The 13,255-nt window shown below is 54.6% G+C and carries 18 protein-coding genes; 5 read left to right on the top strand and 13 right to left on the bottom strand.

What is annotated here, in order from left to right; genetic code table 11:
• Positions 1-311: 311 nt before the first annotated feature.
• On the top strand, positions 312-2,156 hold the full coding sequence (locus BMY45_RS19700) for a sigma-54-dependent Fis family transcriptional regulator (protein WP_092400461.1): 1,845 nt from the start codon (positions 312-314) through the stop codon (positions 2,154-2,156).
• Positions 2,157-2,251: 95 nt separating this feature from the next.
• Here BMY45_RS19700 and BMY45_RS19695 read toward each other — a convergent pair whose 3' ends face one another.
• On the bottom strand, positions 2,252-2,788 hold the full coding sequence (locus BMY45_RS19695; RefSeq protein ID WP_092400459.1) for an anti-virulence regulator CigR family protein: 537 nt from the start codon (positions 2,786-2,788) through the stop codon (positions 2,252-2,254).
• Positions 2,789-2,913: 125 nt separating this feature from the next.
• On the opposite strand from BMY45_RS19695, the gene BMY45_RS19690 reads away from it, so the two are divergent.
• Positions 2,914-4,128 (top strand): MFS transporter, encoded by a 1,215-nt coding sequence (locus tag BMY45_RS19690; RefSeq protein ID WP_092400457.1) that lies wholly within the window; start codon positions 2,914-2,916, stop codon positions 4,126-4,128.
• A gap of 204 nt (positions 4,129-4,332) precedes the next feature.
• Positions 4,333-4,539, top strand: a complete 207-nt coding sequence (locus tag BMY45_RS19685; protein WP_092400455.1) for a hypothetical protein — start codon at positions 4,333-4,335, stop codon at positions 4,537-4,539.
• A 49-nt stretch (positions 4,540-4,588) separates the two neighbouring features.
• Here the strand turns inward: BMY45_RS19685 and BMY45_RS19680 are convergent, their stop codons facing one another.
• The 10 genes from BMY45_RS19680 to BMY45_RS28455 all read right to left on the bottom strand — a co-directional run bounded on the left by BMY45_RS19680 (position 4,589) and on the right by BMY45_RS28455 (position 9,350).
• Entirely contained in the window at positions 4,589-4,897 is a 309-nt protein-coding gene (locus tag BMY45_RS19680; RefSeq protein ID WP_092400453.1) for an AzlD family protein, read from the bottom strand.
• Entirely contained in the window at positions 4,894-5,604 is a 711-nt protein-coding gene (locus BMY45_RS19675; protein WP_092400451.1) for an AzlC family ABC transporter permease, read from the bottom strand. The genes BMY45_RS19680 and BMY45_RS19675 overlap by 4 nt, the downstream gene beginning before the upstream one ends.
• A 158-nt stretch (positions 5,605-5,762) precedes the next feature.
• A complete protein-coding gene (locus BMY45_RS19670) occupies positions 5,763-6,131 on the bottom strand; it encodes a hypothetical protein (protein WP_092400449.1) in 369 nt (122 codons plus the stop codon).
• 206 nt (positions 6,132-6,337) lie between these two features.
• On the bottom strand, positions 6,338-6,535 hold the full coding sequence (locus tag BMY45_RS19665; protein ID WP_092400447.1) for a hypothetical protein: 198 nt from the start codon (positions 6,533-6,535) through the stop codon (positions 6,338-6,340).
• A gap of 109 nt (positions 6,536-6,644) precedes the next feature.
• The gene (locus BMY45_RS19660) at positions 6,645-6,845 is read right to left on the bottom strand and encodes a hypothetical protein (protein WP_092400445.1); all 201 of its coding nucleotides are present in this window, start codon (positions 6,843-6,845) and stop codon (positions 6,645-6,647) included.
• Positions 6,846-6,944: 99 nt separating this feature from the next.
• Positions 6,945-7,076 carry a YHYH domain-containing protein gene (locus BMY45_RS19655; protein ID WP_094030725.1) on the bottom strand — a complete coding sequence of 44 codons (132 nt, stop codon included), beginning with the start codon at positions 7,074-7,076 and terminating at the stop codon, positions 6,945-6,947.
• A gap of 150 nt (positions 7,077-7,226) precedes the next feature.
• Positions 7,227-7,868, bottom strand: coding sequence for a hypothetical protein (locus BMY45_RS19650; protein WP_092400443.1), 642 nt, complete (start codon positions 7,866-7,868; stop codon positions 7,227-7,229).
• Between the two features lie 232 nt (positions 7,869-8,100).
• A complete protein-coding gene (locus BMY45_RS19645; RefSeq protein ID WP_092400441.1) occupies positions 8,101-8,373 on the bottom strand; it encodes a hypothetical protein in 273 nt (90 codons plus the stop codon).
• Positions 8,374-8,541: 168 nt separating this feature from the next.
• The gene (locus BMY45_RS19640; RefSeq protein ID WP_092400439.1) at positions 8,542-9,048 is read right to left on the bottom strand and encodes a P-loop nucleotide/nucleoside kinase family protein; all 507 of its coding nucleotides are present in this window, start codon (positions 9,046-9,048) and stop codon (positions 8,542-8,544) included.
• 101 nt (positions 9,049-9,149) lie between these two features.
• Positions 9,150-9,350, bottom strand: a complete 201-nt coding sequence (locus BMY45_RS28455) for a hypothetical protein (protein WP_092400437.1) — start codon at positions 9,348-9,350, stop codon at positions 9,150-9,152.
• 609 nt (positions 9,351-9,959) lie between these two features.
• Here BMY45_RS28455 and BMY45_RS19630 point away from each other — a divergent pair.
• A complete protein-coding gene (locus tag BMY45_RS19630) occupies positions 9,960-10,247 on the top strand; it encodes a type II toxin-antitoxin system Phd/YefM family antitoxin (protein WP_092400435.1) in 288 nt (95 codons plus the stop codon).
• Between the two features lie 227 nt (positions 10,248-10,474).
• Here BMY45_RS19630 and BMY45_RS19625 read toward each other — a convergent pair whose 3' ends face one another.
• Both BMY45_RS19625 and BMY45_RS19620 read right to left on the bottom strand, forming a co-directional pair.
• Positions 10,475-10,966, bottom strand: coding sequence for a DUF6030 family protein (locus tag BMY45_RS19625; RefSeq protein ID WP_143071673.1), 492 nt, complete (start codon positions 10,964-10,966; stop codon positions 10,475-10,477).
• A 217-nt stretch (positions 10,967-11,183) separates the two neighbouring features.
• Positions 11,184-11,462, bottom strand: coding sequence for a DUF3077 domain-containing protein (locus tag BMY45_RS19620; RefSeq protein ID WP_092400431.1), 279 nt, complete (start codon positions 11,460-11,462; stop codon positions 11,184-11,186).
• A gap of 603 nt (positions 11,463-12,065) precedes the next feature.
• On the opposite strand from BMY45_RS19620, the gene BMY45_RS19615 reads away from it, so the two are divergent.
• The gene (locus tag BMY45_RS19615) at positions 12,066-13,151 is read left to right on the top strand and encodes a type I restriction endonuclease (RefSeq protein WP_092400429.1); all 1,086 of its coding nucleotides are present in this window, start codon (positions 12,066-12,068) and stop codon (positions 13,149-13,151) included.
• The last annotated feature ends 104 nt before the right edge of the window (positions 13,152-13,255 follow it).

Here is a 13,255-nt window from a genome sequence, read left to right as displayed (position 1 = left end):
AAAATGCGTTCATTGATGAACACAAATGAACAGCCCCTAATGAACAACTGAACAATTTGCCGGTTGACAATGAACAAATTTGAACAACACTGAATGAACGTTTTCGGCTAGGCCTGACGCGGACTTTGTGGGAGCGAGCCTGCTCGCGATAGCGGTGGATCAGCTGCATTGATGTGACTGACACAACGCTATCGCGAGCAGGCTCGCTCCCACAGGGTTTGTGTATCAAGTGACATTCAGGCATGCCCCAGCACAAGGAGGATGTGCGAGACTTATCACAACAATAAAAACAACATCTGCGAGAGTGCCCCATGGCCGCACCTGCTCCAGCCTTGTCCCACGAAGCCATCATCCAGGCCTCCTGGTCCCGCTGCCGCGCCTTTGGCCTGAATCACCAGAGTGTGCCTGCCTTCGATCAATTGCCCGCCGAAGGCATTGCCCAGTTGCTGGAAAGCCAGCATTCGCTGGTGCAGACCACCCACCAGGAAGTCCTGCCGTACTACGAGAACATCCTGAGCAACTCCAATTGCCTGATCATGCTGGCCGACAACCAGGGCCAAGTGCTGACCTCCTGGGGCACCCAGCGCTTTATCGAACCGAAACTGGCCCATGGCTTCAGCGCCGGGGCGAGCTGGATGGAACGCTGCAGTGGCACCAACGCCATCGGCACCGCCCTGGCCTGTGAACAGGCGGTGCACATCGAACACGATGAACACTTCCTCAAGGCCAACCGCTTCATGACCGGCTCCGCCGCGCCGATCTTCGACGCCGAGCGCAAGGTCATCGCCGTGCTGGACGTTTCCAGCGACAGCTACCTGCCGCCCTCCCACACCCTGGGCATGGTCAAGATGATGAGCCAGACCGTGGAAAACCGGCTGATCCTCAACCTGTTTCGCGGTGAACATTTCCAGCTGACCTTCAACACCGGATTAAACAACCTCGACAGCCAATGGGCCGGGCTGCTGATTTTCGATGAAACCGGCCAGGTGCTTTCCGCCAACCGCCGCGCCGACAATCTACTGGGCCTGCGCCTGTCACGGGTGAGTATCGAAAGCCTGTTCAAGGTTTCGCTGCTGGAGCTGCTGAACCAGCCCGATGGCTTGCCGTTCGCCCTGCAAGCGTCGGGGAGCAATCGCTTCCAGTGTTTGCTCAGACGCCCGCAACAGGTGACGGTCAAGGCCCGGGTCTTCAGCGAGTCAACGCCCTCGTCCGCCCCCGTCGCGAACGTGATCAGCATCAATACCTTGCACTTGGGCGACAGCCGCGTGGAAAAAGCCGTACGCCAGGCCGAACGCTTGCTGGAGAAAGACATTCCACTGCTGATCCACGGCGAAACCGGCGTCGGCAAGGAAGTGTTCGTCAAAGCCCTGCACCAGGCCAGCTCCCGCAGCAAGCAGCCATTCATTGCGGTCAACTGCGCGGCGATCCCCGCCGAGCTGGTGGAATCGGAACTGTTCGGTTACGAAAAAGGCGCTTTCACCGGCGCCAATCAAAAAGGCAGTATCGGCCTGATCCGCAAGGCCGACCGCGGCACCCTGTTCCTCGATGAGATCGGTGACATGCCCCTCCCGACTCAGGCCCGGTTGCTGCGGGTATTGCAGGAACGCTGCGTGCAGCCGGTGGGCAGCGCCGAGCTGTTCCCAGTGGACATTCGCATCATCTCCGCCACCAACCGCTTGTTACGCGAACAAGTGCAGTTGGGTCGGTTCCGCGAAGACCTCTACTACCGCATCGGCGGCCTGACCCTGGAACTGCCGCCCCTGCGTGAACGCAGTGACAAACAGGCCCTGTTCAAACGCCTTTGGGAACAGCACCGCGAACCCACGCAATGGGCCGGCCTGAGCCGCGAAGTGCTGGATCTGTTCGAACGCCATCCATGGCCAGGCAACCTGCGCCAGGTCAGCAGCGTGCTGCAAGTGGCCCTGGCGATGGCCGAGGAGCAGCCGATCCGCCCGGAACATCTGCCGGACGACTTCTTCATTGATCTTGAAATGGAACCGGTGGAAACACCAGAGCCGCTGACGGTGGACCTGAACGATATCGAGGACCTGAACCGCCAGTTGCAGGCGGTGGGCGGGAACATTTCGCACCTGGCGCGACGGCTGGGGGTCAGCCGCAACACCCTGTACAAACGCCTGCGGCAACTTGAAAGCTGATGCACAACTTGTGGGAGCAAGCCCGCTCCCACAGGCGTTTCGCTTAACTGATTGGCATCACTGCGAATGAGGCTGCTATTGATTCCATTGACGCTTTAGTCGAACGCACCGTTGAGCACTTCATAAATGATGCCTGTGGCGATTGCCACCAGAATCAGGTCCGTGCCCACCTGCTGCCATTCATAACCGTCATAGTGCGGCAAGCGCCCCAGTAGCCGGCCATCCAGCTTCTTGGCGATGCCCGGTGGCAGCGGTTTGCCTCGGGCAAGGTTTTTCTGGATACCCGGCGGCAAGGGTGGGCCGGGGCTCCAATAATCACGGTGGCCGCTCACTAGGCCGAGAATGCCGCCGCGGTCGATGCTGGGGCCGTTGTGCCAATCGCCACCGCCACCCGATGGGTTGCCCTTGCCGCCCTGGTTACCTTTGCCGCCCTGACTGTTTCCAGGGTTGTTTCCTGGGCTGCCTTGACCGCCCTTGTTGCCCTGCCCGCCTTTGCCTCCTTGTCCCTGACCCTGACCTTGATCGAATTTGGCGTTCCCCTTGTCGTTACCCGGGTTCGCCACAACAGCGGTAGAACCTGCCACGAGGGCGAAGCAGGTAACCGCAACAATCAACGAGCGCGATTTGAACATGGTGGTTCTCACTGAAAAGGGAACATCCCTGTGAATATAGAGGCTAGCGGTGATATTAGTTCCATATCATGCTGCGCGCTGACAGCGAAGCCCAGTACCGTACAACGACGTTTTCAAGGAGCCCCATGCGCAAGGATTACCTGGCCTTTTTCATTTCAATGTTCCTCTCACGACTAGCCGACCAGATACTGCTGTTCATCGTCCCGCTGATTGTTTTCCAGACCACCCACAGCGTCTCCTGGGCGGGCTTGGCTTTCTTTGTCGAGTCCCTGCCGCGTTTTCTGTCGTTCCCGATCTGCGGCGCACTGTGCGACAAGTTCCCGCCCATTCGAATCCTGCACATCAGCCAGGTTTATCGCGCCGTGATGTGCATCGCCGCCGTAGTGCTCTTCATGATGTTTGGCGGCATCTATTGGATCGTCGCCCTCTCGGCGGTCTGCGGTGTATTGACCACCCAGGGCATCATGGCCCGCGAAGTGGTGATGCCTTACATCTTCAAGCACTACACCTACACCAAGACCTTGTCGTACTCACAGATCGCCGACCAGACCGGGCTGGTGCTGGGCCCGCTGATCGCTGCGCTGATGCTGGAAGTATGGGCCTGGCACTGGGTGGTGCTGGCGATTGCCGTACTGTTCCTGCTGGCGGACCTGGCGATGCTGTTCTGGCAGCGTACCAGCGCGGTCACACTGCAAACTTTCGAGCAACATCACGACGTCTGGCTGAACCCGCTGCGCATTGCCTTCGGCCACATCCGCAACCTGGCCGAGCTGAGAAAAATCATCGGCCTGGCCGTGGGGGTCAACCTGATCATCGGCGTCACCCTCGCCACCTCGGCGGCCATGATGATTGGCGAGTACGCCGCAGGGAAGGACTCTTACGCCGGACTACAGGCAGCCGGGGCGGTCACCACCATCATCATCCTGTTCTTTCTGGCGCGGGTGAGCTTGCCCTTGAACGTCCTCGGAGCGGTGTCCTATACATTGATTACCGCAGGAGCCTTCATCACCGCACTCAGTCCGAACATCGGGGGTTATGTCATTGGTTTCCTGCTGATCGTCGGGTTCGACAAGATGTTCAACGTCTACTTCCGCACGTTGCGCCAACAAGTCATTCCACCCAAGGATTTCGGCAAGACGGTCGGTGTCATTACGCTACTCAACAACCTCTCGCAACCGCTGGCGGGCTTGCTGGTCGCGGTGCTTGCTGCGCCTGTTGGAACGCATCGGGTGATTCTACTGCTGGCGTTCGCCACCAGCGTGATCGGCATTTCAGTGGTGGTGGTCTTCAGCAAGACGGCAGGCCTGCCGGACGGCTACGGCGCCGATACGGACGCTTGAGAAGTCGCCCGCGTCTTTAAATATTCATCTGTGGGCGGTTAGAGTTTCCCAGTGCGAACCATTCGTCGCTAATGGAAGGTGACGCGCATTTCGCCGCCACGTCTGGCTCAGGGTTTGCACCGACTTGTCATGGCAGCCCTGGGGCGACGTAACCCTGACGCGGCGGCCGTCTTATCACTGCAGGTCAGTCACCGGAGATGTACCGTGTCAACTCTCAATGAAATCGCAGCGAACCACGCGAGAATGGCAAAGGCAAAGGAAGAAGAGTCGATACGGCTGCGTGCACTTCACGGTCAAATAGTCGGTGGTTTTGACATTGCGCCGGTCGAGGCGAAACAGAAGATGCCACTGCACTTCATGACCGGCGTTCAGGACCACTCGTTTGGGGAGGCATTGGCCCTGAACTTCTGACCTGTGTTGATTGCAATTGATCGCCCGCTTGTGAGCGGGCGACATGGTTTCAGAACTGCCTGACTAAAGCGGCTGCAAGTATCCCGGCCGCAATTGCCGGCAGCGGTTTCTTCACTATCACCATGATGATTGCGGTGGTCAGCAAAGCCAGGCGCGCGCCGTTGTCACCCTCGATCGCCAACGGGGCAAGCACGGCCACCAATACCGAGCCGGACATTGCCGTGATGAATTGCTGTACCCGATAGTTGATCGGCACGAACGACATCACGAAAACACCGCCCCAGCGGGTCGCCAACGTCACGATGGCCATGATCACTATGACAATCAACGTGCCGTAACCCGCCGTGTCGATATTCATTGTTGTTTCTCCATCCACAGCGCGCCCAGAATGCCCCCCGCCAAAGCGCCTACCACGACATGACTGTTGGCCGGCAAGTACCAGTAGGCCAATAGCGATGAGCAGGCCGCCACGGTCCAGATAATGAACATGCGCAGGTTCTTCTTCCCGCCCACGACCATCGCCAGCAAGAAACACCCCATCACCATGTCGAGCCCGAAACTGACGGGGTCTTCAATGGCGCTGCCAAAGTGCAGCCCCAGCCAACTGCCCAGGATCCAGGCGACCCAGAGCGCGATGCCACCGCCAAATAAAAGCCCCAGCCCAGGTTTTCCACGGCTGAACGCTTGCATCGCCATGGCCCAGTTGGCGTCCGACACCACCAGCATTACACCGTAGCGCTTGGCAACCGGCAGCTCCCGTAACCAAGGGTAAAGCGTGGCCCCCATCAACAGATGCCGGGCGTTGATGGCGAAAACGGTGATCATCAGCGGAACGACCGGGACCTGTTGGCCCCATAAATCCAGCGCGGCAAATTGAGAAGCGCCGGCGAATACCAGCGTACTCATGAGCACGGCCGACGTATTACTTAAGCCTGTTTGCGCAGCGGCCAAGCCGAAGGCCACACCGAATACGATGACGAAAAGAGCGAGAGGAATTAGCTGTTTGAAGCCATCGTAGATGTGCGTCAGCTTTAGCTCGTGCAGGTGGGGCTCTACGTTCGACAAGAGATGACCTCTTTTGAATATTGCTGCGTGGCTTGAACAACCGAGGTCACAGGACAGGACCTATTACCAAAGAAGTAATGGGTGAGCCCTACGATTCAAGGTAGGGCTTCCTTTAGCGATTCTCGCCAGTTGTACTGCAACTGCGCTGAACTGCCGGGTTATTCGACGGCGGACCGGCTGTTGCGCCAGAACAGATACGCCAGCCCCACCGGTGCTACGAAAATCGCCAACGACCAGCACATGGCCATGGTGAAAACCTTCACGATCAACATGAACAGTGCATTCACGAAGAACACATTGTTGCCCATGATGTAGCCAACAACACTTTCGTAGACGAACCGAGAATACGGATAGAGCAATGTGTTGATGACCGCCAACACAATCAGCCCAGGCTTCGCGCCGATTCCCCCAGGGCCATTGGCCGCCAGGGAGATGATCATCGCAGCGAACACCAACCCGAACAGGAACTGGCGGATGTAATAGCTGGTAGTAAGACCCCCAAAGGTCTTGGCGAAAAATGAGTGCATAGAAGATCCCTCTAGAACGCTGATTTAAACGAGGCGCCACCATACCAGCATCATTTATTCGTGCAAGATCAAGCGGGTCCCCGGATTGATGTCCCCGCAAGCGGTAGACGATCGGACCGAGTCCTTGCTTTTAGAAACTGAGACCTACAAAAAAACGGGCGACTCATAAGTCGCCCGCTTTTGACATAAATCAGCAAGGACAAAAGCTAAGCGTCGGGATGTTCACTGGCCACCGAATCGGCGGCATCCACATCAGACATATCCTCCTCGATAGGAGCCTCATCATCCGCCGGCAACGGAACCTCGGGGCCGTCCTTCTTGGGATCGTGACCTGCTTCGTTATCCGTGCCGCGCGTTACGTCCTGCTGAGATTTGTTCCCAGGAGCATTCTCGTCGATTTCCATGCTGGCTCTCCGTTCTGACGTGAGGAATTTGCACGCTTAAACATGAGAGAGGCCGGGGCACTGCAAGTGCCGAGCAATGGATGAACGGCCTGGAATTCAACGCTGCGCTTCAATGAAGAACCCTGTGGCTCTCCCCGATTCTGATGCGATCGAGCGCGCAGTTTAGCGCGTCCAAGGCACGTAAAAGCGCTTTTGCTTCAGCTTCACGACCATCGCCCCAGAGGCGTTCAGCCATTTTGTTCAGGGCCTGGATGGAACGCTCAATGTCAGCAGCAGTCGCTGCTTTGTTTTCCTGGTATTCCTTTGGCATCTATTAACCCTTCCTCAGGGCGTGCTTCATCAACTTCAGTGCGGATACTTCGTCCACCGGAACACTTGAAACTGGGGACTGGTCCCCGCACAGTTCGGGTCAGTGGCAGTGGCGTGTTCCAGCTTTCTTGTCGTTATGACAGCCCTGCTTGTCGGTACGGCCACCATGAGCGATTGCGGATACAGAGGTGACTGCAAGAACTGCTGCCAATACCAGGGTGATGATTTTCATGGTCCACTTCCTGTGATGGTGAGTTTCTGTACTTTGCCGATTTGGCTGACCGATGCGAGTAGATCGTTATACCCCATATCTTCCCCACCCCGTCAGGTGATCCCCATATCGTGATCCCCCCTCTTCCCAACGAGAGAGCCCGAACGAAACTCAATCGGAGGCCTTATCAACAGCCCAACCAACCAGCACAAACGGCAACAGGGCGATCACGAACACCGTCATTCCGACAGCCCCGTAGGCATCGTGGACCTTATCGGCCAGGCCTCGTTTCGGCGCAGGGGAAAGAATGTCCTCGGACAGGCTCAGGACATAACGATAGGCTTCGGGGTGATCATACTGCCGGGCTCCGCACTCCGTAGCGTTCACGCCGACATAACGATCACCCGGCACAAGCGTACGACTTTCCGGCCCTAGCCCGCGCGTCGCGATGTCGTGACGGGCGAGGTGCTGCTTCAATTGGGCAACCTGTACCTCAAATTCCGCCTCACATTCAGACTGACTGGCGAAAGCACGACTCGTCTTGCGGATTACATCCGGGCGGATCTTACTATCGAGGAAGACCTCATAGGCGTCGCCTTGGTCATCGACGCGCTTGTAGACCTTGGAGCCCGTACCCGACTCGCCTCCGGTAGCGGAAAGCGCCATGAACTCATTACTGGAAAGCGGCTGATTCAAGGTATAGCCATAGACTTGGGGGACTTTGAGCGGTTCCTTCACAGGTTTTGCAGCGCATCCAGTGGAGGATGACGCGATAATCGAAAGGCTCAGCGCGGTACAGAACATCCGGTTCATGATTCATCCTTGAGTTGCATGGGTCACCCTGTCAGCAGTGGGGTGAGCATTGTAAAACGATTGTGTTGCTAGTGGCTGGTGGCGACAAGTTTTCACGGAGTGCTGATATCCAGCGAGGGGGGACCGGGGACAGACCACGATTTGAGTTCACTTGTAATAGGACCGTCTCATAATCGTAGTCTGTCCCCGTTTTCCTCTTATGAAACGGGCGACTTATAAGTCGCCCGTTCCATTATTCCGCCGCCTGCGCCCGCAATCGTCTTCCAATCACATCCATGACATCACATCCATCGCGCAGCGAGGTCGTCAGCAATTTACAAAAGTCAGTCAGCACCACCGTGTCTGAGGTGATGTCCGAGCGGAACGCGATATTTTCCAAGACTTGGGTCACAGTGCGGATGCGGTAATCGGCGGTTTCGAACAGGACGTCTAGAGGGGCTTCGGTGTCGATGAGCAGGGTTGCGGGGGTGAAGTCGATGCCGGTGATGGGCATGTATCGGGGCATGGGTAGTACCTCAATTCGTTGAAAAGGAGTACTTCATTCAATCGAGTCGCCAAACCCGAATCGCCATTGGGCGACAGAAGGACAATAAGCCTCACTCATCGGCGCTGCAATGCGCCGGTTTCCGAGGTTTGCGTAGGTATTTTCCTCGATGCCGCTGGCGCGCCGACGTTACTCACTGGACAGGAATCGTTCGATGATCATCGAGACCGCTTGCACCGCAGAGGTCAAGGCTGTGTCTATGCAAAACGGAGCTTCATCCCACGGCTCATACTCATGATCCAGTACCGACTGCCAGGTGGGTGGAGTCAGCCCTGGAATATCAACCGCCCTTGTTTCGACCCGGCGCCGATGTTCATCTTTATCGGAGCAAATCACTTGGATGTTTGCCAATCGACTACCCGCCAGTGAGGCGATTTCGCTCCACGCGATTCGGCTTTCGAGGACGGGATTGACACCATCAACGATAACCGTGCGGCCCAAACGAAGATTACTCAGCGCAAGCTCATTAGCAACCATGTAACCACTGCGTCCCACATCTTGCGCAAGCGCGCCCGAGTTTCGAATCGCCTGCTCAATCGTATCGATCCGCAGGTACACGGCGCCTGTTGTAGCGGCGAGATCATAGGCGATAGTCGTTTTTCCGGTGCCGGGAAGGCCGCTGAAGACGATGAGCATTGCATGTCCTTTGATTAGTGTGAAACTGGGACAGACACGATTGCTTCGTCCCTTGGAATCGGCGCGTTTATATAGTGGTCTGCCCCACTCTCCTTAACGCTTCAATGAAGAACCCTGCGACTCTCTCCAATCCTGATCCGATCGAGCGCCCTGTTTAACGCATCCAAGGCATCAAGTAAGGCTTTCGCCTCAGCTTCCCTACCGTCGCCCCAGAGGCGTTCAGCCATTTGGTTCAGTGCCTGGATAGAACGCTCGATGTCAGCAGCACTCGCTGCTTTGCTTTCCTGATATTTCTTTGGCACTAATCACCCCCGACCCTCAATTCCCAGAAAACTGGCGACGATCTCTGTCAGCTCACAGGCCTGTTCTCCCCCCGCGCTCCGAAAGTTTCACGGCAGCGCGTATCAGATCGACGCCCGCCCCGGTCGCCACCACTGGTTAGCCAGGATCGCATTACTTGGTTTTTGCACCCTTGATGTCACTTATGATTTTCTGGGAAACAGCCTGAACCTGCTCTTGGGTCAGAGCCGACATGACACCCCCAAGCAGATCAAAACAGCAACAGCGCAGGATAGCGCAATCCAAAGCTTGGATTTGTTCATTGAATTTCCATATCCATAAAATCGGTAGAAACAGGGTTGAATATCCCGCCGAGCCAGATGACCGTACGCGCAGGATGCGCGAATTTAGCACCATTATTTCGCCACTACGAATATGAGGCGAGGATGGCCGAGCGCAACAACGCCGCGTTTCCTCATGGTGAGAAGGCAGCCAGGAAAATACGCCAGCGACACCCACAAGACGGGCTGATCGATGAGCCTTGGTGAGACCGGACTTGGTAGGGAAATCCTGAGCAGTTGTCACTCTAGAATAAAAAGACCAGAATAAAGACCTATTTAGGAGTCATATCCATGCAAAATATTCTGGCCGATGTGGCCGTCAGCGTATCTGAACTCAAGAAGAACCCATCTTCCGTCTTGAGCGGCGCCAACGGCTTGCCCGTGGCTGTGCTGAACCACAACCGCGTTATGGGCTACATGGTCCCGGCGAACGTCTATGAGGCCATGGTCGAGCGCCTGGACGAACTGGAGCTCTTACACTTGGTCAAGGCACGGCTCGATGCCAACGAAACACCTGTTCGAGTCTCTCTCGACGATCTGATTGGCGAGGCCCAGGCAGATATCGCCAATGGCCGTTGAGTACGGAGTCGAGTGGGATCCGAAAGCGTTGAAAGAACTGCGAAAGCTGGACGGTGCAATCCGTCTTCAGTTTCTCAAAAAGCTTCTGCAAAAAGGGGACAGATTTATTTTCTAGCCGACGGCTAATTGATCCAAGCGAATTTACCCGATGGAAGCACTCAGCGCAGCGAACCAAAAAACAAATCTGCCCTTTCCCTAGTTGGCCCTATTTTCCGCCGAGCCTACGGTTAGCGCATCATGACCTGCACTTCGTAACCTTTCCCAGTTGGCCACTCCTCTCGCACGACCTCTACGACACCCTTGCCAACCCTGGCAGATCCATGCTCGCCGCGCTTGATGAGTGTAATAACAGATTCAGGCAGGCTTGCACCCAGCGCTCCCTGAGATAGCCTCTTTGAGGCTGCGAGGAGTGCCTTTGTAGCGCTATTGGATTGAGAAGGTTGGTTGTAGTTGAGTACCAACTTCACCTCCATTACGTACTGACTTACCCCGGTTACGTAGTAAGCCAAATTATTCGCGAGCCCGTCCCCGGCACCGATGTCCTTATAGTCACTGGAGCAGCCTGAGGACCCATCGCCGTAATCATCGACCCATTTCCGCCCCTTCAGACCCAAGTCTGAAAGTAGCGAGCAAACCTTTGAGGGGGTGGAATCAATGATTTCCGCCGATGCTGAAGTTGCAAAGGTCGCAGCGACGACAAGTAAAAGTAGTTTTTTCAAATACATCTCCCTGTCCGGCTCCATGCCGGACACCCGTAATACCCCAACCCAAATCAAACCGCCACTACCCCATGCTGCGCATCCGGCCGACGGAGGGTGGCGTCTGGCCGGAAATCACCGGTGCTGAATTGGCTGCTTTTGCCAAACACCATTCGACTCTGCCTACGCCCCGACAAATCAGAACGCGTGCAGCCTCGGTGCATCGCGAATCAGAGAGCTACTTAGATTCTGCGGGTCTAGGCGTTATGACTTTCACTACGTCATCAATCACTGCTTTGCTCATTTCCATTAAATAATGAGCGGCCCAGGCATGACGGTCCGTTCCCCTTTCAAAGGTCGCATCCTCTGCAAGCCGGTAGGCAAGATGCAATAGGTCTGACGCTTGTTGCAATGCTTCATTTAACGGGACACCGCCGTTAACGCGGAACAGAGGACGATCGGAGCAATAATGGAATGGGGTGTAGCCGATAGTTTTTGCTTCCACTTGTTCGGTCATTTGCTATCTCCATTGACTGAGATGCAACGGGACCGCGATACAGAACTGCGGAGCAGGTGAGGTCGTTTTCTTGATCTTTTGATATGCATTGTTCAGCTCCCTTGATTCGAAGAGCTGCCGCATCCGTTACCAAGCGAATGGGTGGCAGCTATGCGCAGGTTGGTAAACCGGGGAATCAAGGAAACCGGCACGTCAAAAGACGTCCCACGCACAGCTGCCATAAAACAAAATCGCAGTCAAAAAGCCTGCAATCCTGTCTGTGCACTGTTACGCCTTATTCCTCCGGGTTACCAAGCCCGGTCGCTGTGTGCAGCGACATTCAGAGCGTAACGTGACAGAAAACTTCCGACGAGAGGCTTAGGGCCAGAATAGTGCTTTTGATGGGATTTTCAGAAATTTTCTACACAAGGACTGAATAGTCATGAGAGATGGCATCGGAGCGCTCAGCATTGCCTTGACTCTATCCTTGCCTTGGCTGTTTCTATCATCCTTAAACTGTTTGGACATCCAGCATGGACAAAAATCCAGTATCGAGTAGTTCTAACAAGTAGTAGCGTTGAGCCTCTATTGGCCCATTCGGGAAAATGGCTACGGAGCTAGGAAATGGAATTTATAGAACGCTTGAACGCAATGTCGGCGAAGGTGAATCAGTTAGCATCAACAATCCAAACTGAGGAAGCAACTAAAACCGCTTTTGTAATGCCATTCATTCATACAGTGCTTGGCTATGACGTTTTCGACCCATCCGAAGTCGTACCCGAATATATATGTGACATTGGTACAAAAAAAGGTGAAAAAATTGATTACGCGATCCTAAAAAATGGCCAAATCCAGATTCTTATTGAAACTAAAAAAATTGGCGAGTCACTAAATATAAATCACGCAAGTCAGTTATTCAGATACTTCCATGTTACTACCGCCAGAATATCAATCTTAACGAACGGAAGATTCTATAGATTCTTCACCGACTTAGATGCCCCCAACAAAATGGATGAAAAACCATTTTTGGAGATAGACCTGTTAGATATCGACGAACACGTGATACCAGAGTTGCAAAAGCTCACAAAATCAGCGTTTGATGTTGAATCAATTATTAACGCAGCAGGTGAATTAAAGTACGTAGGGCAGATAAAAAGGGAAATGGCCTCCCAGTTCACCCAGCCCGACGACGACTTTGTGCGTTTCTTTGCCTCTCGAATCTATGAAGGTGTGATCACTCAAAAAGTAAGAGAGCAGTTCGCGCTCCTAACCAAAAAAGCAGCCTCTCAGTTCCTAAACGATCAAATTAACGATCGCTTGAAGTCCGCAATCAGCGGCGTTCCATTACAGACTCCAGCTGAACGGGTTGTATCCGAGAGCCAGCCCGAAACAAATGATACGCCTGAGGATAGAGTCCTTACTACGATGGAAGAGCTGGAGGGCTTCCATATCATAAAGGCGATAGTGCGCACAGTAATTGACTCGAAGCGAATCGTGCACAGAGACACTCAGAGCTACTTTGGAATTTTATTGGACGACAATAATCGAAAGCCTATTGCAAGACTTCACTTTAATAGAACCCAAAAATACCTGGGTGTTTTTGATAAAGAAAAAAACGAAACTCGACATCCTATCAATTCGCTCGATGAGATTTATGAATTCTCAGACTCGCTAAAAGAGACAATCACCTTCTATCAGGGACAAATTTAAAATAATGGATTCCGGTCCTTTCCTATAAAAAGGACTGGAATAAACGGAGAAACCTGGGGGCAGACCTAGACATTCCATTTCTCCCCCCCTCGTACTGTGATCCG

The sequence above is a fragment of the Pseudomonas sp. NFACC39-1 genome (assembly GCF_900110355.1).
GTDB lineage: Bacteria > Pseudomonadota > Gammaproteobacteria > Pseudomonadales > Pseudomonadaceae > Aquipseudomonas > Aquipseudomonas tehranensis.
This window is presented reverse-complemented; position numbering and strand designations above follow the sequence as displayed.